Annotated in this window: 26 protein-coding genes and 1 pseudogene; 7 read left to right on the top strand and 20 right to left on the bottom strand. The window is 69.4% G+C overall.

Annotation, left to right across the window (positions count from 1 at the left end):
- Positions 1 to 20 precede the first annotated feature (20 nt).
- Genes ASF43_RS03415 through ASF43_RS03405 form a run of 3 tightly spaced genes read left to right on the top strand, consistent with a single transcriptional unit; the run spans position 21 to position 3,027 of the window.
- On the top strand, positions 21 to 485 hold the full coding sequence (locus tag ASF43_RS03415) for a (2Fe-2S)-binding protein (RefSeq protein WP_056176642.1): 465 nt from the start codon (positions 21 to 23) through the stop codon (positions 483 to 485).
- A complete protein-coding gene (locus tag ASF43_RS03410) occupies positions 482 to 2,824 on the top strand; it encodes a xanthine dehydrogenase family protein molybdopterin-binding subunit (RefSeq protein ID WP_082497564.1) in 2,343 nt (780 codons plus the stop codon). The genes ASF43_RS03415 and ASF43_RS03410 overlap by 4 nt, the downstream gene beginning before the upstream one ends.
- A gap of 17 nt (positions 2,825 to 2,841) precedes the next feature.
- Positions 2,842 to 3,027 (top strand): hypothetical protein, encoded by a 186-nt coding sequence (locus ASF43_RS03405; protein WP_056176640.1) that lies wholly within the window; start codon positions 2,842 to 2,844, stop codon positions 3,025 to 3,027.
- A 26-nt stretch (positions 3,028 to 3,053) separates the two neighbouring features.
- Here ASF43_RS03405 and rng read toward each other — a convergent pair whose 3' ends face one another.
- The 9 genes from rng to ASF43_RS03360 all read right to left on the bottom strand — a co-directional run bounded on the left by rng (position 3,054) and on the right by ASF43_RS03360 (position 12,184).
- Positions 3,054 to 4,565, bottom strand: a complete 1,512-nt coding sequence (gene rng, locus ASF43_RS03400; RefSeq protein WP_056176633.1) for a ribonuclease G — start codon at positions 4,563 to 4,565, stop codon at positions 3,054 to 3,056.
- A gap of 67 nt (positions 4,566 to 4,632) precedes the next feature.
- On the bottom strand, positions 4,633 to 5,682 hold the full coding sequence (locus ASF43_RS03395) for an aminotransferase class I/II-fold pyridoxal phosphate-dependent enzyme (RefSeq protein WP_056176631.1): 1,050 nt from the start codon (positions 5,680 to 5,682) through the stop codon (positions 4,633 to 4,635).
- A 22-nt stretch (positions 5,683 to 5,704) separates the two neighbouring features.
- Positions 5,705 to 6,148: an SRPBCC family protein gene (locus tag ASF43_RS03390; protein ID WP_056176629.1), complete on the bottom strand. Its 444-nt coding sequence runs from the start codon at positions 6,146 to 6,148 to the stop codon at positions 5,705 to 5,707.
- A gap of 87 nt (positions 6,149 to 6,235) precedes the next feature.
- Entirely contained in the window at positions 6,236 to 6,541 is a 306-nt protein-coding gene (locus ASF43_RS03385; protein ID WP_056176622.1) for a hypothetical protein, read from the bottom strand.
- A gap of 98 nt (positions 6,542 to 6,639) precedes the next feature.
- Positions 6,640 to 7,923 carry a TRAP transporter large permease gene (locus ASF43_RS03380; protein WP_056176619.1) on the bottom strand — a complete coding sequence of 428 codons (1,284 nt, stop codon included), beginning with the start codon at positions 7,921 to 7,923 and terminating at the stop codon, positions 6,640 to 6,642.
- A 3-nt stretch (positions 7,924 to 7,926) separates the two neighbouring features.
- Positions 7,927 to 8,385, bottom strand: a complete 459-nt coding sequence (locus ASF43_RS03375; protein WP_056178067.1) for a TRAP transporter small permease — start codon at positions 8,383 to 8,385, stop codon at positions 7,927 to 7,929.
- Between the two features lie 50 nt (positions 8,386 to 8,435).
- A complete protein-coding gene (locus ASF43_RS03370; protein ID WP_056176618.1) occupies positions 8,436 to 9,425 on the bottom strand; it encodes a TRAP transporter substrate-binding protein in 990 nt (329 codons plus the stop codon).
- Between the two features lie 87 nt (positions 9,426 to 9,512).
- On the bottom strand, positions 9,513 to 11,108 hold the full coding sequence (locus ASF43_RS03365) for a tannase/feruloyl esterase family alpha/beta hydrolase (RefSeq protein WP_056176616.1): 1,596 nt from the start codon (positions 11,106 to 11,108) through the stop codon (positions 9,513 to 9,515).
- 125 nt (positions 11,109 to 11,233) lie between these two features.
- Positions 11,234 to 12,184, bottom strand: a complete 951-nt coding sequence (locus ASF43_RS03360; protein WP_056176615.1) for a LysR substrate-binding domain-containing protein — start codon at positions 12,182 to 12,184, stop codon at positions 11,234 to 11,236.
- Between the two features lie 147 nt (positions 12,185 to 12,331).
- Here ASF43_RS03360 and ASF43_RS03355 point away from each other — a divergent pair, with 147 nt between their 5' ends.
- The gene (locus ASF43_RS03355) at positions 12,332 to 13,750 is read left to right on the top strand and encodes an FAD-binding oxidoreductase (protein ID WP_056176612.1); all 1,419 of its coding nucleotides are present in this window, start codon (positions 12,332 to 12,334) and stop codon (positions 13,748 to 13,750) included.
- Positions 13,751 to 13,875: 125 nt separating this feature from the next.
- Here ASF43_RS03355 and ASF43_RS31540 read toward each other — a convergent pair whose 3' ends face one another.
- The 11 genes and pseudogenes from ASF43_RS31540 to ASF43_RS03305 all read right to left on the bottom strand — a co-directional run bounded on the left by ASF43_RS31540 (position 13,876) and on the right by ASF43_RS03305 (position 22,946).
- Positions 13,876 to 14,550: a HipA domain-containing protein gene (locus ASF43_RS31540; protein WP_056176609.1), complete on the bottom strand. Its 675-nt coding sequence runs from the start codon at positions 14,548 to 14,550 to the stop codon at positions 13,876 to 13,878.
- Positions 14,551 to 14,888: 338 nt separating this feature from the next.
- A pseudogene (locus ASF43_RS32150) lies at positions 14,889 to 15,074 on the bottom strand (HipA N-terminal domain-containing protein); the annotation flags it as partial.
- 55 nt (positions 15,075 to 15,129) lie between these two features.
- Positions 15,130 to 15,348 carry a type II toxin-antitoxin system Y4mF family antitoxin gene (locus tag ASF43_RS03345; protein ID WP_369803215.1) on the bottom strand — a complete coding sequence of 73 codons (219 nt, stop codon included), beginning with the start codon at positions 15,346 to 15,348 and terminating at the stop codon, positions 15,130 to 15,132.
- Between the two features lie 260 nt (positions 15,349 to 15,608).
- Complete coding sequence (locus ASF43_RS03340; protein WP_056176604.1) at positions 15,609 to 16,211, bottom strand: nucleoside triphosphate pyrophosphatase; 603 nt, start codon at positions 16,209 to 16,211, stop codon at positions 15,609 to 15,611.
- Positions 16,208 to 18,082 (bottom strand): ABC transporter ATP-binding protein, encoded by a 1,875-nt coding sequence (locus tag ASF43_RS03335; protein ID WP_056176601.1) that lies wholly within the window; start codon positions 18,080 to 18,082, stop codon positions 16,208 to 16,210. Before ASF43_RS03335 ends, ASF43_RS03340 begins: the two co-directional genes overlap by 4 nt.
- A 12-nt stretch (positions 18,083 to 18,094) precedes the next feature.
- A complete protein-coding gene (gene rlmH / locus ASF43_RS03330) occupies positions 18,095 to 18,574 on the bottom strand; it encodes a 23S rRNA (pseudouridine(1915)-N(3))-methyltransferase RlmH (RefSeq protein WP_056176598.1) in 480 nt (159 codons plus the stop codon).
- Between the two features lie 6 nt (positions 18,575 to 18,580).
- Positions 18,581 to 19,345, bottom strand: a complete 765-nt coding sequence (gene rsfS / locus ASF43_RS03325) for a ribosome silencing factor (RefSeq protein WP_056176595.1) — start codon at positions 19,343 to 19,345, stop codon at positions 18,581 to 18,583.
- Positions 19,342 to 19,953 carry a nicotinate (nicotinamide) nucleotide adenylyltransferase gene (gene nadD, locus ASF43_RS03320; RefSeq protein WP_369803214.1) on the bottom strand — a complete coding sequence of 204 codons (612 nt, stop codon included), beginning with the start codon at positions 19,951 to 19,953 and terminating at the stop codon, positions 19,342 to 19,344. Before nadD ends, rsfS begins: the two co-directional genes overlap by 4 nt.
- Positions 19,944 to 20,858 (bottom strand): oxygen-dependent coproporphyrinogen oxidase, encoded by a 915-nt coding sequence (hemF, locus tag ASF43_RS03315; RefSeq protein WP_056176594.1) that lies wholly within the window; start codon positions 20,856 to 20,858, stop codon positions 19,944 to 19,946. Before hemF ends, nadD begins: the two co-directional genes overlap by 10 nt.
- Positions 20,855 to 22,144, bottom strand: coding sequence for a phosphoribosylamine--glycine ligase (purD, locus tag ASF43_RS03310; protein ID WP_056176592.1), 1,290 nt, complete (start codon positions 22,142 to 22,144; stop codon positions 20,855 to 20,857). Before purD ends, hemF begins: the two co-directional genes overlap by 4 nt.
- An 82-nt stretch (positions 22,145 to 22,226) precedes the next feature.
- Positions 22,227 to 22,946 carry a YebC/PmpR family DNA-binding transcriptional regulator gene (locus tag ASF43_RS03305; protein ID WP_056176590.1) on the bottom strand — a complete coding sequence of 240 codons (720 nt, stop codon included), beginning with the start codon at positions 22,944 to 22,946 and terminating at the stop codon, positions 22,227 to 22,229.
- Positions 22,947 to 23,012: 66 nt separating this feature from the next.
- On the opposite strand from ASF43_RS03305, the gene ASF43_RS03300 reads away from it, so the two are divergent.
- The 3 genes from ASF43_RS03300 to ASF43_RS03290 are packed head-to-tail and all read left to right on the top strand — an operon-like array spanning position 23,013 to position 25,827.
- On the top strand, positions 23,013 to 24,530 hold the full coding sequence (locus ASF43_RS03300; protein ID WP_056176587.1) for a helicase HerA-like C-terminal domain-containing protein: 1,518 nt from the start codon (positions 23,013 to 23,015) through the stop codon (positions 24,528 to 24,530).
- The gene (locus ASF43_RS03295; protein WP_056176584.1) at positions 24,527 to 25,420 is read left to right on the top strand and encodes an alpha/beta fold hydrolase; all 894 of its coding nucleotides are present in this window, start codon (positions 24,527 to 24,529) and stop codon (positions 25,418 to 25,420) included. Before ASF43_RS03300 ends, ASF43_RS03295 begins: the two co-directional genes overlap by 4 nt.
- A 50-nt stretch (positions 25,421 to 25,470) precedes the next feature.
- Positions 25,471 to 25,827, top strand: coding sequence for a hypothetical protein (locus ASF43_RS03290; RefSeq protein WP_156373115.1), 357 nt, complete (start codon positions 25,471 to 25,473; stop codon positions 25,825 to 25,827).
- Positions 25,828 to 25,888 lie beyond the last annotated feature (61 nt).

Here is a 25,888-nt window from a genome sequence, read left to right as displayed (position 1 = left end):
CCACGAAGAAGGAGACCACGATGACCTCTCTGACCGTCAACGGCAAGGCGACGCAGGTCGCGGCGCCCGAGGACACGCCCTTGCTGTGGGTCCTGCGGGACCACCTCGGGCTCACCGGTACGAAGTTCGGTTGCGGCATGGCCTTGTGCGGTGCCTGCACCGTGCACCTCGATGGCGCACCGGTGCGGGCCTGCCAGACCCCACTGTCGGCCGCCGCAGGCAAGAAGGTCACCACCATCGAGGCCGTTGGCGCCAGCAGGGCCGGCAAGGCTGTCCAGGCCGCGTGGATGAAGATCGGTGTCGCGCAATGCGGCTACTGCCAGTCGGGCCAGATCATGAGCGCCACGGCGCTGCTGCAGACCAACCCCAAGCCGAGCGACGCGGACATCGACGCCGCCATGAGCGGCAACATCTGCCGCTGCGGCACCTACACGCGCATCCGTAGCGCCATCAAGAGCGCCGCCGGCATGGGGGACGCAGCATGACCGCCCCGCTCGACACCTTCGAGGCCCTGTCCGGCTACATCACGCCCGCCCAAGCCTCAACCGCCGGCAACAGCCGCCGCAGCTTCCTGAAGGCCGGTTCGCTCACCGGCCTGGTGCTGGTCGTGGGCCTGCAGCCCCTGGGAGCCGCCGCGCAGGAGCCCAAAAAATACGGCGGCGACGCCATGCCACAGGGCCTGCGCGACAGTCCCAAGCTCTTCGTCTCGATTGCGCCCGACGGCATCGTCACGGTGGTGGTGAACCGCTCCGAGATGGGCCAGGGCGTGCGCACCAGCATCCCGCGCATCGTGGCCGACGAGCTCGAAGCCGACTGGAAGCGCGTGCGCGTCATGCAGGCGCCCGGGGACGAGGCCAAGTACGGCAACCAGGACACGGACGGCTCGCGCAGCATCCGGCATTGGTTCGACCCCATGCGCCGCTGCGGCGCCAGTGCCCGCACCATGCTCGAGCAAGCCGCCGCCGCGCGCTGGAAGGTGCCCGTCGAATCGGTGCGCGCGCGCAACCACGAGGTGGTGCACACGCCGAGTGGCCGCAAGCTGGGCTACGGCGCGCTGGCGCTGGCCGCTTCTCGGCTCGAGGTGCCTGCCGCGATGAGCCTGAAGCTCAAGGACCCGAGCGCGTTCCGCTACATCGGCAAGGAAGACGCCTCGCTGGTGGACGGCCTGGCCATTGCCACGGGCACGACCCAGTACGGCATCGACACGCGCCTGCCCGGCATGCTGTACGCCGTGATCGCGCGCCCGCCCGTGATGGGCGGCAAGGTAAAGGACTTCGACGCCACCGAGGCGCTCAAGGTGCCGGGCGTGGTCAAGGTCTATGCGCTGGACGGCGCGCCGCCGCCCTCGGAGTTCCAGCCCATCGGCGGCATCGTCGTGGTGGGGAAGGACACCTGGGCCGCCATCAAGGGCCGCAGCCTGCTCAAGATCAACTGGGACGATGGCCCGCACGCGCGCTACGACTCGGCCGCCTACCGCGCCGAGCTGGAGGCGGCCGTTCTCAAGACCGGTGCCAAGGTGGTGCGCAACGATGGTGACGCCTATGCCGCGCTGTCGCAGGCCGCGAAGAAGGTCGAGGCCAGCTACTACGTGCCGCACCTGGCCCATGCGTCCATGGAGGCCCCGGCCGCCACGGCGCGCATCGTCAACGGCGCCTGCGAGGTCTGGGCCTGCACCCAGGCACCGCAGGCCGCGCGCGAGCGCGTGATGAAACGGCTGGGCCTGCCGGCCGAGAAGGTGACCGTGAACGTGACGCTGCTGGGCGGCGGCTTCGGGCGCAAGTCCAAGGCCGACTTCATCGTCGAGGCGGCGCTGGTCTCCAGGGAAATGGGCGGCCAGCCCGTCAAGCTGACCTGGACCCGCGAGGACGACCTGCACCACGACTACCTGCACACGGTGTGTGCGCAGCACCTGGAGGCGGGCCTGGACGCCAGCGGCAAGGTCACGGCCTGGCTGCACCGCACGGCCGAGCCGACCATCGTCTCCATCTTCGCGCCCGACCCGAAGACGCTGGCCCCGTTCGAGCTGGGCATGGGCCTGGTCGGCCTGCCCTATGCCATCCCCAACGTGCGCATCGAGAATGCCGAGGCGGTGGCGCATGCACGCATCGGCTGGCTGCGCTCGGTCAACAACATCCAGCATGTGTTTGCCTCGCAGTCCTTCCTGGCCGAGGTGGCCCAGGCCCAGGGCAAGGACCACCGCGACTTCCTGATCGAGATGCTGGGCACCGACCGCCGCATCGACCCGACCAAACTCAGCGACATGTGGAACCACGGCGAGTCGCCCGAGCGCTACCCGGTCGACACCGGCCGGCTGCGCCGCGTGATCGAGCGCGTGACGCAGGAGGCCAAGTGGGGCCGCAAGCTGCCCGGCGGCCAGGGCCTGGGGCTGGCGGCGCACTACAGCTTCGTGACCTATGTGGCTGCTGTGGTCGAGGTCGGCGTCGACGCCAAGGGCGAGCTTACGATCCCGCGCGTCGACGTGGCCGTGGACTGCGGCCCCACGGTGAACCCGGACCGCGTGCGCTCGCAGATCGAGGGCGCCTGCGTGATGGGCATCAGCCAGGCCGTGATGAGCGAGATCACCTTCAAGAACGGGCGCGTGCAGCAGGACAACTTCCACCAGTTCGAGGTGGCGCGCATGAACGCTGCACCCAGGAAGATCGTGGTGCACATCATGCCCTCGGCCTACGACGTGCCCATGGGCGGCGTGGGCGAGCCGGGCGTGCCCGTGGTCGCGCCCGCGCTCATGAATGCCATTGCGGCAGCGACGGGCCGGCGCATCCGGCAACTGCCGCTGGGCTCACAGCTGGCCACGGCGCAATAACGCCGAAAGGGATCACGATGAACCTGCACCATTTCAAGCGCGCACGGGCCCTGCTCTGGCTGGCCGCCGCGTTGGCCTGCACCGGCTGCGGCCTGCACAACCGCAGCGCCACGGCGGGCAGCCCGGGCATTGCCGACAGCGCGAAGGCGGCGGCCTCGGCGCCGGCCTCGCCCGCACCACCGGGGTCACCAGGGGCGAAGTAGGCCGGCGCGCCTGGCGGGCGTCGCCCTCAGAGGAGGACGATGTCGTACTGCTCCGGCCCCATCGCACTCTCACTCTGCAGCGAGATCGGCTTGCCGATGAAGTCCGACAGCCCGGCCAGGTGCTGGCTCTCCTCGTCCAGGAACAGCTCGACCACCTTGGGCGAGGCGATCACGCGGAACTCGCGCGGGTTGAACTGGCGGGCCTCGCGCAGGATCTCGCGCAGGATGTCGTAGGTCACGCTGCGCGCGGTCTTCACGGCGCCCGTGCCGCGGCAGATCTCGCAAGGCTCGCACAGGATGTGCGCCAGCGACTCACGCGTGCGCTTGCGCGTCATCTCCACCAGGCCCAGCTGCGAGAAGCCGCCTGCCGTGGTCTTCACGCGGTCGCGGCCGAGCTGCTTGCGGAACTCGGCCAGCACGGCATCGCGGTGCTCCTGCGGCGCCATGTCGATGAAGTCCGCGATGATGATGCCGCCCAGGTTGCGCAGCCGCAGCTGGCGCGCGATGGCACCGGCCGCCTCCAGATTGGTCTTGAAGATGGTGTCGTCGAAGTTGCGCGCACCCACGTAGCCGCCGGTGTTCACGTCCACCGTGGTCAGCGCCTCGGTCTGGTCCACGATCAGGTAGCCGCCGGATTTGAGGTCCACGCGCCGGCCCAGCGCCTTGGCGATCTCGTCGTCGATGGAGAACAGGTCGAAGATGGGCCGCTCGCCCTTGTAGTGCTGCAGCTTGTGCACGGCGGCGGGCATGAACTCGCGGCCGAAGGCGGCCAGCTTTGCGAACTGCTCGCGCGAGTCCAGGCGGATGGTCTGCGTCTCTTCGTTGACCAGGTCGCGCAGCACGCGCTGCAGCAGGTCCAGGTCCTGGTGCAGCAGCGAGGGTGCCGGCTGCTTCTGCGCGGCCAGCTTGATGCGGGCCCAGGCCTTGCGCAGGTAGGCGATGTCGTCGGCCAGCTCGGCGTCGGTGGCGTCCTCGCCATTGGTGCGCAGGATGAAGCCGCCACCGCCGCCCGTGGCCGGCTCGCCGACCAGGGCCTGCAGCCGGCGCCGCAGGTCGTCGCGCTGCGCGGCCGGGATCTTCTGCGACACGCCGACATGCTCGTCCTGCGGCAAAAACACCAACAGGCGCCCGGCGATGCTGATCTGCGTGGACAGGCGAGCGCCCTTGGTGCCGATCGGGTCCTTGATGACCTGCACCATCAGCGACTGGCCTTCGAAGACCTGGCGCTCGATGGGCACCTGGCCGGTGGACGCCGCGCGCGGCTGCTGTGAAGACTGCGCCGGCTCGCCCTCGCCACGCACGCCGGCGGCGCTGGGCAGCAGGTCGGCCACGTGCAGGAAGGCCGCGCGCTCCAGACCGATGTCGATGAAGGTGGACTGCATGCCGGGCAGCACGCGCGCGACCTTGCCCAGGTAGACGTTGCTGACGAGGCCGCGTTCCAGCGAGCGCTCGACGTGCAGCTCCTGCACGGCCCCGTGCTCGACGATGGCGACGCGGGTTTCCTGGGGCGACCAGTTGATCAGGATGTCCTGCTGCATGGGGCGGTCCGTTGCGGCATGGACAGGATGGCGCGATGGCGCGGCAGCGGCTGCGGCCTGGTGGTGGTCATGGCGACTCCTCGTTGTTCGAATTCTCGGAAGACGCATCGTAAGCGGACTCTCTCCAGGCGCGCGCCAGTGCGTCCTGGCTGGCCGGTGGCAGCACCGCCAGGCGCACATGGCCGGGCAGGCCGAAGGACGCGCAGTCACGCAGTTGCACGCCCTGTGCGCGCAGCGCGTGCAGGCGCGCGGCACTGTCCGTGCCCTGCGGCAGGCGCGCGCAGAAGTAGTTGGTGTCGCTGGCCAGCGGCTGCCAGCCCAGCGAAGTGCACAGCGCCGTCTGGCGCGCCTTCCAGACACGCAGCCGCGCCAGGCTGTCGGACAGCCAGGCCTGGGCGGCTGCCGTGGCCCAGGCCTGCAGCATGGCGACGGCATGCGCACCCAGCGGCCACGACGGCGCGAGCCGGCGCAGCTGCAGGGCCAGGCCTTGCGCGCCATGCACGGGCGCGATGGCATAGGCGCCGCGCACGCCCGTGAGGCCCATGGCCTTGTTCGGTGACCAGAGCTGCCAGGTGCGGTCCAGCGCATCGGGCTGCAGGCTTGACGCGCCAGACAGACGCAGCGGCGCATAGGCGCAATCGAGCACCAGCGGCACGCCGGGCGGCCAGGCCGCGACGCGCCTGGCCAGGCCGGCCTGTGGCTGGCCCAGCGGCGAGGACGGATCGCAGGCCCAGGCCAGCACGGGCGGCGCGCCGCCCTGCGGCCCCTGGTGCACGGCCAGGCCCTGCGCGCGGGCCGCCCGGGCGTAGTCGCCATAGGCCAGCGCAGGCACCTCGACGGCGCCACCGTTCACAGCCACGGCCGCCGTCATGCGCACGATGAACTCGCTGGCACTGCCCGCCACGACGATGCGCCCAGGCGCCACGCCGTGCAGGCTGCCGAGCTGCGCGCACAGCGCGGTGTAGGCCGGGTCGGGGTAGCGCGTGGGGTCGGCGCGCTGCACGGCGCCCTGCACCACGGGGCATGGCCCGCAGCCGTTGGCGTTGGTCGAGAAATCGTGTGCGGCCGCGCCGCGTGCGTCCGGCCCGCCGTGGACGGTGCCGTCCTCGGCCGGCATCAGGCGCAGCGTGGCTGGGCCGTCAACCCGGGATCTCGGCTTCGACGAGCTGCGCGAGCAGCGTCAGCGACTCCTGCCAGCCCAGGTAGCAGCCCTCGACCGGGATCAGCGCCGGGATCCCTTCCTGCGTGGCGAGCAGCTCGGTGCCGACCGAGACCGGCGTCAGCACGATGGTGGTCTGCATCTCGCCCGGCAGGTTGGCGTCGTCGAACCGGGCGGTGTAGCGCAGGCGCTGGCCGGGCACCAGCTCCAGGTAGGTGCCGCCGAAGGCATGCGACTGGCCGTTCGAGAAGTTCGTGAACGACATCCGGTAGCTGCCGCCGACCTGCGCGTCCATCTGGTGCACCTTGCCGATGAAGCCGTGCGGCGGCAACCACTTGGACAAGGCGTCGGCATCGAGGAAGGCGCGGTAGATGCGGTCTGCGGGCGAGCGCAGCACGCGGTGGAGTCTGACGGTGTTGGACATGGTGGACCTATGAAACAGAGGACGTCCCTCTGCATGCACGACGCACCGGCCGGGCCGGAATCGACAAGCGCAGCGCCGGCACGTGGATCAGCGCTTGGCGGGCGTTTTCGCCTGCTGCCGGCTGGCCTCCTCGGCCAGCAGGCGCCGCACCTCCAGCGCGTCCAGCGCGTAGGGCAGCAACGCGATCGCGTGCTCCGGCTTGGCCTGGTCGCCGAACACGGCCTGCGTGGCGGACCACATGAACTCCAGGGTCTCGGTGACTTCGCCGAGCGCGTCGCGCGTCAGGTTGGGCAGCAGCGCATCGGCCTTGGGCTCCGCTTCGGGGGCAGCGGCGCGCTGGGCGGTGGCGGTGCGCCGGGTGGTGGCAGGCTTGGCTGGCTTGGCAGTCTTCACATCGGCTCCTCGGTCTTCGGGGTCTCGCACAACGGATGGGCAGCCGCGGTGGGATCCGATCCCTGCCGCGCGCTGCCAGTGTAGTCCCGTGGCTGGCCTCAGAAGCCCAGCGTATGCGGCAGCCAGGTCGAGATCGCCGGCACGAAGGTGATGAGCAGCAGCACCACCAGATGCGCGACCAGGAACGGCGGCAGCTCGCGCGCCAGCGCCGCCATCGGCACGCGGGTGGCCACCGACACGACGAACAGCAGCCCGCCCACGGGCGGCGTGATCATGCCCAGCGTGAGGTTGACGATCACCACCATGGCGAAGTGCGTGGGGTCGATGCCCAGCGCAGCCGAGATCGGCGCCAGGATGGGCACCAGGATCATGATGCCGGGCAGCGGCTCCATGAAGATGCCGAACAGCAGCAAGAGCACGTTCACCACCAGCAGGAAGGCCACGGGCGGCAGGTTCCAGCCCATCACCATCTGCGACATCATCTGCGGGATGCCCTCCACCGTGAGCACCCAGGCGAAGGCCGAGGACGTGGCCATGACCAGCAGCACCGAGGCGGTGAGCAGTGCCGAGCGCGAGGCGATGGCCGGCAGCGCCTTCCACTCCAGCGTGCGGTAGATCCACTTGCCGCAGATGAGCGCGTAGAACACGGCCACGACCGAGGCCTCGGTGGGCGTGAAGATGCCGAAGCGGATGCCGACCAGGATCACGAAGATCAGCAGCAGCGCCGGGATGGCCTTGATGCTGTTGATCCACATCTCGCGGCCCGAGGGCCGGGCCTCGTGCGAGCGGTAGCCGCGCTGGTTGCACACGCGCCAGTTCACGAAGGCCATGGCCAGCGCGATCAGCGCGCCGGGCACGAAGCCGGCCATGAACAGACCGCCGACCGAGACCTGCTCGTCCTGCATGGCGTAGATGATCATCGCGATGGATGGCGGAATGATGGGCCCGACGATGGCCGTGCTGGCCGTGAGCGAGGCGGCATAGGCGCGCGAGTAGCCGGCCTTCTCCATCATCTTGACGGCCATGGAGCCCGGCCCTGCCGCATCGGCCAGCGCCGAGCCCGAGATGCCCGAGAACAGCGTGAGCGACAGCACGTTGGCATAGCCCAACCCGCCGCGCAGATGGCCGACGAACTGCGCCGCGAAGCGCAGCAGCACCTGCGTGAGCGCGCCGCCGCTCATGAGCTCGGCCGCCAGGATGAAGAAGGGCACGGCCATCAGCGGGAAGCTGTCGATGCCCGTGAACATCTCCTTGAACACGATGAGCTGCGGATAACGCCCGCCGACGAAGACCGCCAGCGAGGCTGCGATCGCCAGCGCGAACGCGATGGGGAACCCCAGGGCCATCAGCACGATGGCCGCAATGAACAGCGTGAGACTCATGATTTACAAGGATGCGGCGCTGTCGGCGTCAAGCTCGTCGGACTCGGCGTATTGGCCGGTGGCGATGAAGCGGCGCGCGATGAACATCAGGTGCACGAACAGCAGCACGAAGCCGATGGGCATGGCCAGGTAGATCCACGAGATCGAGATATCGGTCGCGGCCGTCGTCTGAAAGCGCGTCGCCCACACGTACAAGGACGAGAAGTACGTCATGACCAGGCAGAAGATGCCGATGCCGACCACGATGACGGAGCGGATCACGCGCGCCAGCGGTGGCTGCACAGCGGCGTGCAGGCTGTCCACCGCCACGTGGCCGCCGAAGCGCAGCACCAATCCTGCCCCGAGGAAGGTGACCCAGATCATGAGCTGGCGCGAAATCTCTTCGCCCCAGACAATGGACTCGCCCGTGGTGTAGCGCAGCACCACGTTGGCGAACACGATGCAGGCCATGGTGAGCAGCATCACGATCAGCAGCCAGCGGTTGCCGGCCACCAGAACGCGTTCCGCCTTGCTCACTTGACGGCCGCGATGTCGTCCAGCGTCTTCTGGCCGAACTTGGTCGCGAATTGCTTGTAGGCCGGCTCCAGCGCCTTGCGGAAGGCGGCCTTGTCGACCTCGGTCACCACCGCCACGCCGTGGCTCTTGATCTCATCGACGCCGCTCTTCTCCACGTCGTCGACGAACTTGCGCGAGGCCAGGCCGCCGGCACGCGCGCCATCGGTGAAGGCCTTCTTCTGTGCGTCGTTCAGGCTGTTCCACAGCGCGGGCGAGACGATCAGCGCCATGGGCGCATAGACATGGCCGGACAGCGTCATGTACTTCTGCACCTGCCACAGCTTGGCCGAGACGATGACGGAGATCGGGTTCTCCTGGCCGTCGATGATGCCTTGCTGCAGCGCGCCAATCACTTCGGGCCACGACATGGGCGTGGGTGCGATGCCGAGCTGGCGGAAGGCCGTGATGTGGGTCTGGTTCTCGGTCACGCGGATCTTCAGGCCCTTGGCGTCTTCGGGCTTGGCGACCGGGCGCTTGCTGTTGGTCAGGTGGCGAAAGCCCTGCTCGCCCCAGGCCAGCGCGATCAGGCCGCGGCCCTTGAACTTGGCCAGCAGGTCTTCGCCGAACTTGCCGTCCAGCACATTGCGGGCATGGGCCGTGTCGCGGAACAGGAAGGGCACGTCCATCACGCCGGCGTCCGGCACGAAGTTGCTGACCGCGCCGTTGGAGACGATGACCGCCTCCACCGTGCCCAGCGACAGGCCTTCGATCAGCTCGCGCTCGCCACCCAGCGCGCTGGAGGGGAAGTGCTTGAACTTGAAGGTGTTGTTCGTGGCCTTCTCGACCGAGTCGGACCAGGCCTGGGCGCCGGCACCGAAGTGCGAGTTGACGGCCAGCGCGTAGCCGATCTTGATCTCGCGCGGCTGCTGCGCCTGGGCAGACGTGAGGGGGGCGCCAACCGCCAGGGCAGCGGACAGGGCGAGCAGGGAACGGCGGATCATCGTCATGGAAACCTCGTGATGTCTCGGAAACAGCAGGAAAAAGGAGCACAGCGGTCGCGGCACCTGGCCGCGGCCTGACCGGGGGGCCGAAGTCTAATCGCTCACGCAGGCGAAGCTGGCCGCGCTGTTGACGTCGCCCGTGCCCTTGTAGCGCGGTGTGGTGGGGTACTTGCACAGCGGCCGCGTGAGCGCCACGTCGCCGGTGGCGGTCTTGCGCGCCTGCACCAGGTTCTGGCTTGACGGCGGCGTGCCGGCCGTGACCCAGGTGTCCAGCGACTTCACGAGGTCCACATGGTCGGCACCGGGGCCGCCGCCGCAGTGGCCCACGCCGGGCGCCTCGAATGCCTCCAGCGTCTGGTCGACCGCGGCCTGGCCCATGCGCGCCACGGTGGCCTGGTAGTAACGGCCCATGTCGCGCGAGGTGACCGAGCTGTCGTTCGTGCCGTTCCACATGATCAGCTTGGCGTTGCGCGCGCGCATGCCCGACAGGTCGGGGTTGAAGGCCTGGAACAGCGTGGCGACTTCGGCCATGCGCGGCAGCCAGTCGTTGGGGTTCCACAGGTTGGTGTCGTAGGCCAGGTCCCGCGTGATGAAGCCGCGCACGAAGCCATCGGCAAAACCGCCCTGCACCGACTGCCCGGCCGCGTTGGGCCAGATGTACTGGCCCCAGCCCACGGGGCTGTTCTCCAGGCCATGGTTGTAGCCCGGGTGGGTGTAGGCGCCATCGGCGCTCGCGTAGGGGCTGGTGACCAGCGCGACGGTGGCGAGCTGCGCATCGGACAGGCAGCCGTCGCCCGCATCGGCGCCGCCCGCGCAGCGCAGCGCCGACAGGTTGGGCTGGCAGGCGGCGGGCTTGGAGATGATGCCGTCGGCCAGGCCGTCCAGCCCGTCGCATTGCGCCAGCGCCGCATCGGCCACCAGCGTCTGCTTGGCGGGCGTGAGCCGGTTGGCCGGGTTGCGCACGGTGATCGACAGCCGGCTGAACGCGGGGAACAGGCCCATGATGTTGCCGGCCGGCGCGCGCGCCACGATGCCGTCGAAGTCCTCGGGGTAGCGCTGCGACAGCATCATCGCGTCGTGCCCACCCATCGAGCAGCCCTCGAAGTAGCTGCGCGTGGGCGCCTTGCCGTAGGCGGTGTTGACCAGTTCCTTGCCCCAGGGCAGCGCGCGGTGTTCGGAGGTCTGCGCGAACTCCTGCAGCTTGGTCGCGTCGAGCGCGAACGCGCCATTGGCGTTCTCGGCCGCCTCGTGGCCGCCGTTGGTGGCCATCACGGCGTAGCGCTCGCCGACGACCGAGGGGCTCATGTGGGCCAGCAGCAGGTTGGCCGTGGGCGCCGCGATCGCGCCGTCGAAGCCGCCGCCGCCCTGCATCAGCAGCTTGCCGTTCCAGCCCTCGGTGGGCAGCCACAGGCCCATCTTGAGGCCGGTGTCGCGCGCCGCGACGCTGAGCTTGCAGTAGGCCGGCATGGCCTGGGCCGTGGCGCCGGTGGCAGGTGTGGCGGCCTGCAGTTCGGCCGCGGTGATGGTGGCGCTGCCGTTGCCCAGCGTCTTGCCGGCAAGCGTGGTGCAGCTCTCGGCGATGGGGCGCGTGTCGTCGTCGCTGCCGCCGCACGCCGAAAGGGCCAGCAGCGCGGCCAATGCGGTGATGCGGATCGGGGCGCCCTGCCCTGGCTTGAAGTCCGTGCTCATGTCTGTCTCCATTCTGTGGGTGCCAGGCGGTGATCCGTGTGGCGTCGGCAATGTCGCCGAAAGCGTGGCCCTGCGGAACTAGCGAATCGAGACTGCGCTATCTCGCAACGAGATGGCGAGGGTTTTCACGGGCCTATGTAGGTGGCGCCTATCCACCGGCCATCGGCGCACAGTTGGCGGGCCGCGCTGAAGACCAGGTCGCACACGGCCTTCTTGGCGTTGGTCATCGGGATCTGGCTGCAGTGGCACACCGCGAGGATGCGCGAGGCACGTTCGGGCCGGATGCGGTGCGCGCGCATGCGGCCCTGGGCGATCTCGTTCGTAGCCAGCGCATGCGGCATCACCGTGGGCGCCATGCCGGCCTCGACCGCGGCTTTCAGGATGTGGACGGAGTTGATTTCGGTCGCCAGCTTGAGCGGCAGGCCGGCGCGCTCCAGCGCCGCCGTGTAGGGCGCGCGCGTGCAGTGGTGGTGCTGCAGCGTGGGCATGATGACGGCGTGGCGCGCCACGCTGGCCAGGTCCACGTCCCCCTCGTCGGGCAGGCCGTCCAGGGGCTCCACGCCGCGCAGCAGGTACAGCTCTTCCTCCACGAAGGGCAGGAACACCATGTCGGGCTGGCCCTCGACGGGCGAGAAGATCGCCAGGTCGATGTGGCCCTGGCGCAGCCGGTCCAGCATGTTGCCGGTCAGCTCCTCGTTCAGGTGCAGCGACACGCCGGGCAGTTGCTCGCGCGCAGCGCGGATCAGCGGGAGCGGCAAGGTCAGCTCGGCCGACACGCTCTGCGGAAAGGCCAGCACCACGGCGCCGACGATGGACTGCGGCGACGAGCGCACAGCGGCCCGGGCATCGCCCAGCTGCTTCAAGATGGCCTGCGCGTAGGCGTAGAAGGTCTTGCCCGCCTCGGTCATGGTGACGCCGGTGCGGCTGCGGTTGAGCAGCTGCACGCCGAGTTCCTGCTCCAGCTCGCCGATCTGCTTGCTGAGGGCCGACTGGGCGATGAAGACTTCGAGTGCGGCGCGCGACAGGCTGCCGCTGTCGGCCACGGCCAGGAAGTACTTGAGCTGTCGCAGTTCCACAGGGGGTTCCTGATGAGGCAATCGCTTTGCCAGATGGCGGGCACTCGATTCGGCATGGGCCAGCGCGGCGCGCTTGGCATAGAGTCGCAGCCCTGACGACACACGAGGCAGGCAATGAGCGTACTGGCAAACCCCCAACGATCCGACATGGTTTCCCCCAGCGCCACACGGCGCCCGCTGCCCGAGGCGGTGCGCGCCGCGCTGCAGCAGCACTTCGGCGAGCGCTTCACGCAGAACGCCAGCATCCTCGCGCAGCACGGTGCCGACGAGTCGCACTACGCGCCCACGCCGCCCGATGCCGTGGTGTTTGCACTGTCCAGCGAAGACGTGGCCTTTGCCGTGAAGACCTGCGCCGCGCAGGGCGTGCCCGTGATTGCGTTCGGCGTGGGCTCGTCGATCGAGGGCCATGTGCTGGCCGTCCACGGCGGCGTGTGCATCGATCTGTCGCGCATGGACCAGGTGCTGGCCGTGCGGCCCGAGGACATGACGGCCACCGTGCAGGCCGGCGTCACGCGCATGGCGCTGAACGCCGAGCTGGCGCATTCGGGCTTCTTCTTCTCGGTCGATCCGGGCGCCAACGCCAGCATCGGCGGCATGGTGGCGACGGCCGCATCGGGCACGAACACGGTGCGCTACGGCACGATGCGCGACAACGTCCTGAGCCTCACGGTGGTGACGGCCGAGGGCGCGATCATCCGCACGGCCTCGCACGCTCGCAAGTCGTCGGCGGGCTACAACCTCACGCAGCTGTACTGCGGCTCCGAAGGCACGCTGGGCATCGTGACCGAGGCGACCGTGCGCCTGCACCCGCGGCCCGAGGAAGTGCTGGCGGCCGTGGCCAACTTCCCCGACATCAAGAGCGCCGTGGACGCCGTGATCCAGGCCGTTCAACTGGGCCTGCCGCTGGCACGCGCCGAGATGCTGGACGCGCTGACCATCCGCGCGATCAACCGGCACAGCAAGACCAGCCTGGCCGAGGCGCCCACGCTGTTCCTGGAGTTCGGCGGCGCGGCCGGCGAGGCCGCCGCCCAGGCCGAGCAGATGCAGCAGATCGTGCGCGACTGCGGCGGCGGCGACTTCAAGATGGCCACGCGCGAGGAAGAGCGCTCGGCGCTGTGGACGCCGCGGCACCATGCCTACTTCGCCGTGCTGCAGCTGCGGCCGGGGTCGCGTTCGTTGACCACGGACGCCTGCGTGCCGGTGTCCAGGCTGGCCGAGTGCATCGAGGAGACACGGGCCGACCTGGAAGCCTCGGGCCTCGTCGCGCCGATCTTCGGCCATGTGGGCGATGGCAACTTCCACTGCCTGATCCTGGTCGACCCGGCCAACGAGGCCGAGCGCGAAGTGGCCGAGGCCCTGAGCCAGCGCCTCACGCGCCGCGCCATGGCGCATGGCGGCACCTGCACGGGCGAGCACGGCGTGGGCCTGCACAAGATCGGCTACCTGGCCGAGGAGCACGGCGAGGCGGCCGTGGACATCATGCGGCGCGTGAAGCAGGCGCTGGACCCGAAGAACATCCTGAATCCGGGCAAGGTGGTGCTGCTGCCGTTCGCGCCCGGGGGCTGACCTGTCTGGCTCCCTCTCCCTCTGGGAGAGGGCTGGGGTGAGGGCGGGCGGCGGTGGAAAAGTCGCACTTGTGCCACCGTCGGCCCCTCACCCCAACCCTCTCCCCAGAGGGGCGAGGGAGTAAGTCAGCCCTGTAGGCGCGCGGCGGTGTTCTTCGTCGTGGTCGCCACGAACTGCTGCAGCCGCTCCGCCAGGCTCAGCGCCCCCGCCGGCAGCAAGGGCGCGATCTGCGCCACCGCCTGCGCCATCGCGCCCGGAACGGTGTCCGCCATCTGCGCCGCCTGCTGCAGCACGAAGCGCGGCTGCATGCGCAAGGCCGCGGCCATGGCCTCCACATGCGCCCGCTGCAAGGCCCCCGGCCGCACCTCGCCCCCGATCGCGAACGCGAACTCGGGCGACAGCCCCGGGTACAGCCGCGTGCACATCAGGTCGTAGAACGGCGTCAGCCGCACACCCTGCCCCGGCAGGTAGTAGATCGACAGGTTCTTGGCGTGGCTGTCGTTGTTGCCTGTGTAGAGGTTGAAGAACACCCAGCGCACGAGCTGGCGCAGGTCCACGGCCGGCTGGCTGCTGTAGCGGCGCACCAGCTCGGCGCATGCCGCGAGGCCGGGGCCGCCCTCCTTCTCGTATTTGCGGTCGGACACCGTGCCCGCCAGCTGGCACAGGTCGTACTGCACGACGCGCGCCAGGCTGCCGTCGGCCTGCGCCGTGCGGTCGGAGCGGCGCACCACGCAGGACTGGGTGAGCGGCTCGTAGAACACCTCGGCCGTGGGCAGTCCGCACAGCGCGGCCGCGCGCATGACCAGCGTCTCGTTGCCGCCGAATGCCAGACCTTGGCCAGGCGCCGGATGTCGGGCTTGAGGATGTGGGTGCCGGGCGACGTGCCACGCGGCAGGCGCGGGATGCCATCGTCCCAGATCGCCAGGCTGGTCTTGTCTTGCGCACCGGCCAGCGAGATGCGGGCACCGGCAACACCCAGGTCGGTGGCGGTAGCGGAAGCCGATTGCAGCCGCTGGGCCAGCGCCTGCCAGGTCGTGGCGTCGTAGCGGGCCGGCCCGGGTGGCTGGCCGGCCGGCAGGATCACGAAGGCGCCGGCCGTGTCGCCCGCCACGGCCAGCAGCAGCGAGAACAGCGTGGAGGCTTTCCTCTGGTCGGCCAGGTAGTGGCGCAGCTCACCCTCGGGCAGCAGGTTTTCGAAGAAGGCCTCGACCGGCGCGCCGCTTTGTGGCCCGGCCTGCAGCGCGATCGCGGCCATTGCCATGGCCTGGGGCCGCGCCAGCCACTCGGGTGTGTAGACGAAGCTCAGCGGGCTGCTGTCGTGCACGCTGCCGACGCAGGCGTCGCCGAAGTAGACGTCCAGCCGCGTGGGCGCTCGGCCATCAGCAGCCCTTGCCCGCCTTGGGCCGCAGGACCAGTTCCAGCCCCAGCAGGTGCACCAGGTCCAGCACCTTTTGCAACTGCACCGTGGGCTTGCCGTTCTCCAGCTCGACGATGAAGCGGTTGCCGGTATTGCCCAGGCCCGCCATGTCGAGCTGCGTGAGGGCTTGCTGCTTGCGGTGCGTGCGCAGCAAGGCGCCGAGTTCGGCCGACGAGCGCACGGGCTGGCCAGCGGTGTCAAAATTACCGCTCGGTAAGGATGACTCGATATCCGCCATACCCGCCCTTCAAAATTACCTAGCGGGCATTTCGAGGCCGATCCGGCTGGATGTCAATCGAAAGTGACCGATCGGGAATATGAAGCGGCTTCGCTGCCGCTGCCCGAAATACAAGCACCGTGTCCGCAACCCGCATGGGCACTGGCTGCGTGCACCGGGGTCCCGTGCCTGTCCCCAACGATATCCACAGGCGGCCGAGACAACTACAGGTCGAATCCCGCCTGGCGCAGGAGCTGCGCGGTCTCGAACATCGGCAGGCCCATGATGCCGCTGTAGCTGCCGCGCATGGCCGAGATGAAGGCCGCCGCCCTGCCCTGCACGGCATAGGCGCCGGCCTTGCCCAGCGGCTCGCCGCCCGCTACGTAGCTGGCGATCTGCGCCTCGCTGAGCGGCGCGAATCGCACGTGGGACACGCTGAGCGCCTGCACCCGCCGGTCGCCATGCTGCAGCGCCACGGCCGTCAGCACGCGGTGGTCCTGGCCCGACAGCTCGCGCAGCATGCGCGCCGCGTCAGCCGCGTCCTCGGGCTTGCCCAGGATGGCCGGGCCCAGCGCGACCGTGGTGTCGGCGCACAGGATGGGCGCGGGTGGCAGGCCGCGCGTGCGGTGCCGCGCCACGGCGGCGTCGAGCTTGAGGCCCGTCACGCGTTGCACGTAGCGCGCGGGGGCCTCGCGGCCGTGCACGGCCTCCAGCGTCTCGGCGTCTTCCGTGGCATCGGCCAGCAGCAGCTCGTGGTGCACGCCCAGCTGGTCCAGCAACTGGCGCCGGCGCGGGCTTTGCGAGGCTAGGTAGACAAAATCTGTCATGCGGGCTCCTTTTCGCGTTCAGGCTCGTCATCGGCTTCTTCGCCCAGGAAGCCGCCGCTCTGGTGCGCCCACAGCCGCGCGTACAGGCCGCCCTGGGCCAGCAGGCTCTGGTGGTCGCCGGCCTCCACGATGCGGCCCTTGTCGAGCACGACGAGCCGGTCCATCGCGGCGATGGTGGACAGCCGGTGCGCAATCGCGATCACGGTCTTGCCTTCCATGAGCCGGTACAGGCTGGTCTGAATCGCTACCTCGACCTCGGAGTCCAGCGCGCTCGTGGCCTCGTCCAGCAGCAGGATGGGCGCGTTCTTGAGCATCACGCGCGCGATCGCGATGCGCTGGCGCTGGCCGCCCGAGAGCTTCACGCCGCGCTCGCCCACATGGGCGTCGTAGCCCTGGCGGCCCTTGGGGTCGGTCAGCGTGGCGATGAAACCCTCGGCCTCGGCGCGCCGGGCCGCGGCCTGCATCTGCTCTTCGGTCGCGTCGGGGCGGCCGTACAGGATGTTGTCGCGCACCGAGCGGTGCAAGAGCGAGGTGTCCTGCGTGACCATGCCGATCTGCGCGCGCAGGCTGTCCTGCGTGACGGTGGCGATGTCCTGGCCATCGACCAGGATGCGGCCACCCGCCACGTCGTAGAAGCGCAGCAGCAGGTGCACGATGGTGGATTTGCCGGCGCCGGAACGGCCGACCAGGCCGATCTTCTCGCCCGGGCGGATCGTGAGCGACAGGTTGTCGATGACCTGGCGCGCCTGCGGACCGGCCGCGCCGTAGGCGAAGCGCAGGTTCTCGAAACGCACCTCACCGCGCGGCACGTTGAGCGCAGGGGCGCCTGGTGCGTCCAGCACGAGCTGCGGGCGCGACAAGGTGTTGATGCCATCCTGCACCGTGCCCACGTGTTCGAACAGCGAAGCCATCTCCCACATGACCCAGTGCGAGATGCCCGACAGCCGCATGGCCATGGCGGTGGCCGCGGCCACCGCGCCCACGCCGACCTGGCCCTGGATCCACAGCCAGACCACCAGGCCGGTGGTCGACAGGATCAGCAACGCCGACAGCGCCTGGTTGGCGATCTCGAAGCCTGTCACCAGGCGCATCTGGCCGCGCGCGGTGACCAGGAACTCCTCCATGGCCGACTTCGCGAAACCCGCCTCGCGGCCCGCATGCGAGAACAGCTTGACCGTGGCGATGTTGGTGTAAGCGTCGGTCACGCGGCCGGTCATCAGCGAGCGCGCGTCGGCCTGGCTCTTGGATACGCGCGCCAGCCGCGGCACGAACCAGCGCATCACGACGATGTAGCACAGCGCCCAGGCGATGAAGGGCAGCAGCATCAGCGTGTTGAAGCCGCCGACCACGGCCGTCATGGTCACGAAATAGATCGTGACGAACACCAGGATGTCGCCCAGGATCATCCAGAACTCGCGCACGGCCAACGCGGTCTGCATGACCTTGGTGGCGATCCGGCCGGCGAACTCGTCCTGGTAGAAGCCCATGCTCTGGTTCAGCATGAGGCGGTGAAAGTTCCAGCGCAGCAGCATGGGGAAATGGCTGGCGATGGTCTGGCGCTTGATCAGGCTCTGCAGCCCGATCAGCAGCGGGCTGGCCAGCACGATGCCGGCCAGCAGCAGCAAGCGGCCCTGCTCCTGCTGCCACAGCTGGGCCGGCGCCACCTGGCCCAGCCAGTCGACGATGCGGCCCATCATCGCGAACAGCAGCGCCTCGAACGCACCGATCACGGCCGTCAGCAGCACCATGGCCAGGATGTAGCGGCGCACGCCATGGGTGCAGGCCCACACGAAGGGCCAGAAGCCGCGCGGCGCCACAGAGGGCGCCGCTTCGGGGAAGGGGTGGAGCAGTCGCTCGAACCAGGACAGCATGCGCTCGTCTCGCTATTCGCGGTGGTAAGGGTGGTTGGCGTTGATGGACCAGGCGCGGTAGAGCTGCTCGATCAGCAGCACGCGGGCCATGGCATGGGGTAGTGTCATGTCCGACAGGCGGATGCGCTCGTGCGCGGCCTGGCGGAACGCGGGCTCCAGGCCGTCGGGCCCGCCGATGACGAGGGCCACGTCATCGCCTTCGAGCTGCCAGGTCGACAAACGCGTGGCCAGTGCCTGGGTGGTCAGCGTCGTGCCACGCTCATCGAGCGCGACCACGCGTGCGTTGCGGCCGGCCGCAGAGACGATGGCGGCCTCGATGCGTTCGCGCTCGGCGGTCTGCATCTGCGGCACGGTGCGCGAGCCGCGTGGCTCGGCCTTGACCGCGCGCAGGTCCACGCGCAACTCAGCCGGAAAACGCTTGGCGTAGTCGTCGTAGGCCGTCTGCGCCCAGTCGGGCACGCGCAGGCCCACGGCCACGATGACGAGCTTCACACGCGATCAGGCGCGCGGCGCGGCCTTCTTGGCAGGGGCCTTGCGGGCCGGGGCGGATTTGGCCGCCGCCTTCTTGGCCACGGGGGCCTTGGGCTTGACGACGACGGTCTTCACGGGCGTGTTGCCCGGTGACTTGGCCGCCGCTTTCTTCGCCGGGGCCTTGGCCGGCGCAGCGGACTTGGCGGCGGCCTTCCTGGCCGGTGCCTTCTTCACGCCGGAGTCGACCTCGGGCCTGGGCGGTGCGTACTCGACCTCGGGCTTGCGTGCCAGCTTGGCCGCCGTGCGGCCGTTGACGGACCTGCCGCCCGCGGTCTTGGCCACGACCTTCTTGGCGGCTGCCTTCTTGGCCGGGGCCTTCTCGACTTCCTTGACCGGCGCCGCGGGCTTGACCGCGCCGAACTTCAGGCGGATGGGCTTCTCGCCCCACAACTCCTCGAGGTGGTAGTACTGGCGGATCGCGGGCTGCATGATGTGCACGACGGCGACGCCGCAGTCCACGATGATCCACTCGCCGTTCTCCTCACCCTCGATGCGCGGCTTGTTGAAGCCGGCCTCGCGCACCGCATCACGCACGCTGGCAGCCAGGGCACGCGTCTGCCGGTTGGACGTGCCCGAAGCGACGATGACGCGTTCGAACAGCGGGGACAGATGCTCGGTGTTGAACACCTGGATGTCCTGCGCCTTGACGTCTTCGAGCCCATCGACGATGGAGCGTTGCAGCTTTTGCGTGTCCTTCTTGGCGACAGATTCCGAGGTGGTTCCAGTGTTCATCGAGCGGTGTGGTAGAGGTGGTGTTGGGCAATATAGCGCGCAACGGCGTCAGGGACCAGATGGGCGATGCCCTGTCCGCTGGCCACGCGTTGGCGAATGTGGGTGGCGCTGGTGTCGACCGGCGCGAGTTGTAAGTAGTGGTATCTGGCGCCTGGTGGCGCCTCGGGTTCGAGCGGCTCGGCGGCATCGATGCGCGCCGCAATGACCAGCACCGCCATCGCCACGATGTCCTGCCAGGCGTGCCACTGCTCCAGTGCGCGCGCCTGATCGGCCCCGATGATCAAGTGCAAAAGGGCGCGAGGATACAGCGTTTGCAATTCCCTCAGGCTGTCCACGGTATAGCTGGGGCCGTGCCGCTCGATCTCACGCGCATCGACCACCGCGCCCTGCACCTGCGCGAACGCCAGCTGCGCCATGGCCAAGCGGTGCTGCGCGGCACTGGTCTGCTGCGCGCGGTGCCAGGCCTGGCCCGTGGGCAGGATGTGCAGCGCATCGAGCTGCAACTGGCGCACGGCAGCCTGGGCCAGCGCGACGTGCGTGACGTGCGGCGGGTCGAACGCGCCACCGTAAACGCCCACGCGCCGTACGCCGGCAGGGTTCAGGCCCAAGCGCGCGGCACCAGGAAATGCGTGGCCAACATGGCCTCGGCCGAGCCGGGCTCGCTCTGGTGCTGGTACGACCAGGCCGCCAGCGGCGGCATGGACAGCAGGATGGACTCGGTGCGCCCGCCCGACTGCAGACCGAAATGCGTGCCGCGGTCCCACACCAGATTGAATTCCACGTAGCGGCCACGCCGGTAGAGCTGGAACGCACGCTCGCGCTCGCCGTAGGGCATGTCCTTGCGCCGCTGCAGGATCGGCAGGTAGGCACCCAGGAAGGCCGCGCCGACGGCCTGCGTCATGGCCATGCTGCGTGCCTGGCCCAGCTCGGCGAAATCGTCGAAGAAGATGCCGCCGATGCCGCGGGCCTCCTGCCGGTGCTTGAGAAAGAAGTACTCGTCACACCAGGGCTTGAAGCGCGCGTACTTGTCCTCGCCATAGGGGGCCAGCGCATCGCGGCACGCCGCGTGGAAGTGCTGCGCGTCCTCGTCGAAGCCGTAGATGGGCGTGAGGTCCATGCCGCCGCCGAACCAGCACACGGGCTCTTCGCCCGGGTGGCCGGCGGAGATCATGCGCACGTTCATGTGCACCGTGGGCGCATAGGGGTTGCGCGGGTGGAAGACCAGCGAAAGGCCCATGGCCTCGAACGGTGCGCCGGCCAGTTGCGGCCGGTGCTGCGTGGCAGACGGCGGCAGCCTGGGGCCGCGCACATGCGAGAAGCCGCAGCCCGCGCGCTCGAACACGGCGCCGTTCTCCAGGATGCGCGTGATGCCCTCGCCCTGCAGCGGCTCGTCGGCCGCCTTGGTCCAGGGGTCGGAGCGGAACGTGCCGCCGTCGATGGCAGCGGCCTGCGTGGTGATCTCGTCCTGCAGGCCGCGCAGCCAGGCGGCGAAGCCGCTTGCCGGGAGCGTCATTTGACTGCGCGGTGGCCGATGTCGCGGCGGTACTGCATGCCGTCGAAGTGGATGCCACGCACCACTTCGTAGGCGCGTTGCTGCGCCAGCTTGACCTTGTCGGCCAGCACGGTCACGCACAGCACGCGGCCACCGCTGGTCACCGTGGCGTCGTCCTTGGGCTCGGTGCCCGCATGGAACACCATGGCGTCGGGCTCGGCCGGCGGCAGGCCCGTGATCGCATCGCCCTTGCGCGGCGACATGGGGTAGCCGTGCGCGGCCAGCACCACCCCCAGCGCGATGCGGCGGTCCCATTCCAGCTCGACCTGGTCCAGCTTGCCGTGCGCGCCGGGCTCCGTGGCGGCCCACAGCACCTCGAACAGGTCGGACTTCAGGCGCATCAGCAGCGGCTGGGTCTCGGGGTCCCCCAGGCGGCAGTTGAACTCCAGCGTCTTGGGCTTGCCCTTGGCGTCGATCATGAGGCCGGCGTACAGGAAGCCGGTGTAGGCGATGCCGTCCTTTTCCATGCCGCGGATGGTGGGCAGGATGATCTCGCGCATGGCGCGCGCGTGCACGTCGGCCGTGACCACGGGCGCGGGCGAATAGGCGCCCATGCCGCCCGTGTTCGGGCCCTGGTCGCCGTCCTGCAAGCGCTTGTGGTCCTGGCTGGTGGCCAGCGCGGTCACATTCTTGCCGTCGCACAGCACGATGAAGCTGGCCTCCTCGCCCTGCAGGAACTCCTCGATCACCACGCGCGCACCGCCGGCGTTGTGCGTCACGCCCAGCGTGTTGTCCACCAGCATGAAGTCGATCGCCTCATGGGCCTCGGCCAGCGTGGTCGCCACGACCACGCCCTTGCCGGCGGCCAGGCCGTCGGCCTTGACCACGATGGGCGCGCCCTTGGCGTCCACGTAGGCATGGGCCTGCGCGGGGTCGGTGAAGGTCTGGTATTCAGCGGTGGGAATCTTGTGGCGCTGCATGAAGGCCTTGGAGAAGGCCTTGGAGCTTTCCAGCTGCGCCGCGGCCTTGGTCGGGCCGAAGATGCGCAGTCCGTGCGCGCGGAACTCGTCCACCACGCCGGCCGCCAACGGGCCTTCGGGACCGACCACGGCGAGCGCGACGTGTTCCTTCTGCGCCCATTCGCGCAGGGCCACCACGTCGGTGATGGGCAGGTTGACCAGGCGCTCGTCCAGGGCCGTGCCGCCGTTGCCGGGAGCCACGTAGACCTTGGTCACGCGGGCAGACTGGGCCAGCTTCCAGGCCAGTGCATGTTCGCGGCCGCCGCCGCCGATGACGAGGACTTTCATGGCGACCTCCGACGAGCCGCCTCTAGGAGGTCGAGCGCCCCCTCGGGGGGCAGCGACGACACGAAGTGCAGAGCGGGGGGGTTCATAGTTGTGCGTTGTGGTAGACGTTCTGCACGTCGTCCAGGTCTTCCAGGACGTCGATGAGTTTTTGCATGCGCTCGGCGTCTTCGCCGGCCAGCTCGATGGTGTTCTCTGCGCGCATGGTCACTTCGGCGATCTCCGGCTTGAAGCCTGCGGCCTCCAGCGCATTCTTGACGGTTTCGAGCTCGGTGTAAGGCGTCAGCACCTCGATGGTGCCGTCCTCGTCGGTGATCACGTCCTCGGCGCCGGCTTCCAGTGCGAGTTCCATGACCTTGTCTTCATCGGCGCCCGGCGCCAGCACGATCTGGCCGCAGTGCTTGAACTGGAACGCCACCGATCCGTTCGTGCCCATGTTGCCGCCGTACTTGCTGAAGGCGTGGCGCACCTCGGCCACGGTGCGCACGTGGTTGTCGGTCATGGTGTCCACGATGATGGCCGCGCCGGCGATGCCGTAGCCCTCGTAGCGGATTTCCTCGTAGTGCACGCCTTCGGCGTTGCCGGTGGCCTTGTCGATGTTGTACTTGACGCGGTCCGCTGGCATGTTGGCGGCCTTGGCCTTGTCCACGGCCAGCCGCAGGCGCGGGTTGGCACCCAGGTCGCCGCCACCCTGGCGGGCGGCCACCGTGATCTCACGGATGATGCGAGTCCAGATCTTGCCGCGTTTCTCATCCTGCCGCCCCTTGCGGTGCTGGATGTTCGCCCATTTGCTGTGTCCCGCCACGAATAGCCCCTCTGGTTTGATTTAATCTCTGCGCGATTTTACTTTTCCATTCCCCGGGAGCCTGCCATGGCCGAGCCACTGCTGATTGCCAAGAACACCAACACCCACTGCGAACTGCTCCCCGGCCTCGCGAACCGCCACGGCCTGATCACCGGCGCCACCGGCACCGGCAAGACCGTGAGCCTGCAAACCCTGGCCGAAGGCTTTTCCAGGATCGGCGTGCCAGTCTTCATGGCCGACGTGAAGGGCGACCTCACCGGCATCAGCCAGCCCGGGGGCACCAACCCCAAGATGGCCGCCATCCTGGCCGAGCGCGGCATCGAGCCCCCTGCCCCGCTGGCCTGCCCGGTGCAGCTGTGGGACGTGTTCGGCGAGCAGGGCCACCCGGTGCGCGCCACCATTTCCGACATGGGGCCGCTGCTGCTGGCCCGCATGCTGAACCTCAACGAGACCCAGGCCGGCGTGCTGAACCTGGTTTTCAAGATCGCCGACGACAACGGCATGCTGCTGCTGGACCTCAAGGACCTGCGCGCCATGCTCCAGCACGTGGGCGAGAACGCCAAGACCTTCACGACCGAGTACGGCAACATCAGCGCGGCCAGCGTGGGCGCCATCCAGCGCGGCCTGTTGCAGATCGAGGGCCAGGGCGGCGACAGGTTCTTCGGCGAGCCCATGCTGGACATCAACGACTTCATGCAGACCAACGAGGTCGGCCAGGGCGTGGTCAACGTGCTGGCGGCCGACAAGCTCATGAATTCGCCGCGGCTGTACGCCACCTTTTTGCTGTGGATGCTGTCCGAGCTGTTCGAGCAGTTGCCCGAGATCGGCGACCCGGAGAAGCCCAAGCTGGTGTTCTTCTTCGACGAGGCGCATCTGCTGTTCAACGAGGCGCCCAAGGTGCTGGTCGAGCGCATCGAGCTGGTGGTGCGGCTGGTGCGCTCCAAGGGCGTAGGGGTGTACTTCGTGACACAGAACCCGCTGGACATCCCGGACACCGTACTGGCCCAGCTCGGCAACCGCGTGCAGCATGCGCTGCGCGCGTTCACACCACGCGACCAGAAGGCCGTGAAGGCGACCGCCTCCACCATGCGCCCCAAGCCCGGACTGGACATCGAGGCCGCGATCACCGAGCTGGCGGTGGGCGAGGCCCTGGTGAGCCTGCTGGACCCCAAGGGACGCCCCGGCATCACCGAGCGCGTCTACATGCTGCCGCCGGGCAGCCAGATCGGCCCGATCACCGCCGCGCAGCGCCAGGTGCTGCTGCAGAACTCGCTGGTGGCCGGTGTCTACGAAAAGACGGTGGACCGCGAATCGGCCTACGAGAAGCTCAAGGGCCGCACCGAGGAGGCTGCGGCCGGCGCCGCGCAGGCACAGAGCAAGGCCGCCACCCAGCAGGCCGACGGCGGCGGCTTGATGGGCGGGCTCAACGAGTTGCTGTTCGGCAGCACCGGCCCGCGCGGCGGCAAGCGCGACGGCCTGGTGCAGACCATGGCCAAGTCCACGGTGCGCACCATGGGCACCAAGGTGGGCAACGAGATCCTGCGCGGCGTGCTGGGCGGGATCTTCGGCGGGCGCAAGCGGTGAGCGCTGCAGCCGTTACCACGCAGTACGCGCAGGTCAACGGCATCCGGCTGCACTACGCCAGCAGTGGCCAGCCCGGCAGGCCGCTGATCGTGCTGCTGCACGGCTTTCCGGAGTTCTGGTTCGCCTGGCAGCACCAGCTGGGCGCGCTGGGCCACACGCATTTCGTGGTGGCCCCCGACACGCGCGGCGTCAACCTGTCGGACAAGCCCCCCGAGCTGAAGGACTACCGGGCCCCGCGCCTGGCGGCCGACATCGTGGCGCTGGCCGAATCGTTGGGTTACCGGGACTTCACGCTCGTCGGCCATGACTGGGGCGGTGCCATCGCCTACACGCTGGCCATCCAGCATCCCGAGCGCGTGCGCCGGCTCGTCATCCTCAATGCCGTGCACCCGGCCATCTTCCTGCGCGAGCTGCGCGACTCGCCGGCCCAGGCCGCGGCCAGCCAGTACATCCATGAGTACCGCCGGCCAGACGCCGCGCATCGGCTGGCGCGCGACGGCTGCGCGCACCTCATCGATGGCCTGCGCGAGGAGGACGGCAGCCTGCCCGCCTGGTTCGATGCCGACACGTGCAGCCGCTATGTCGCCGCCTGGTCGCAGCCCGGCGCGCTGGACGCCGCGCTGAACTACTACCGCGCCGGCACGCTGTTCCCGCCGCTGCCCGGCGAGCCCGCTTTGCCGACGCTGGACGAAAGCGCACTGGTGGTGCGTGCGCCCACGCTGCTGCTGTGGGGCGAGCGCGACCGCTACCTGCTGCCGGGCTGCGCGCAAGGCCTGGAGCGCGTCGTGCCCGACCTGCGCGTGCAGCGCTTTCCAAACGCCTCGCACTGGATCGCGCACGAAGAATCCGAGGCCGTGTCGCGGCTGATCGCGCAGCACGCGGACAGCTGAAGCGGCTGCCGCGGGCCCTGCCACGGCGGCTCGCTATGATCCACGCCCCCATGTCGCTACGCCGCCTGCTGCTCCGGTTCCTGCTGGCCACCGTGTTCCTGCACACGGTGGTCGCTGTGCCGCTGCACGAGGCCGGCCACCTGCGCGAGGCCTTGGCACCGCAGACGCTGGTGGAGCTGGCGACAGCGGCCGACCGCGAGCACGGTGAAGACGGGCAGCACAGCGCGACGGTTTGCGCCTGGTCCATGGTCCACGCCGGGCTGGCCGGGCCCGATGCGCCGCCCCGCGGCGTGGCCACGCCACAGGGCGAACCCACGCACGCACGGCCGCAGCGCTGCATCGGCGCGCCGACGGGTGAAGGCCGCTGGCCTTTCGCGGCACGCGATCCACCGCACGCACTGAGCTGAGCCGCCGCTCCCGGCGGCACCCCACCTCCTTCTCGTGGCCGTGCGGCGCCCAGGCGCTGCT

This window comes from Pseudorhodoferax sp. Leaf267 (assembly GCF_001422405.1).
GTDB lineage: Bacteria > Pseudomonadota > Gammaproteobacteria > Burkholderiales > Burkholderiaceae_C > Pseudorhodoferax.
The sequence above is the reverse complement of the archived record's forward strand: the minus strand, read 5'-3'. Positions and strand labels throughout refer to the sequence as shown.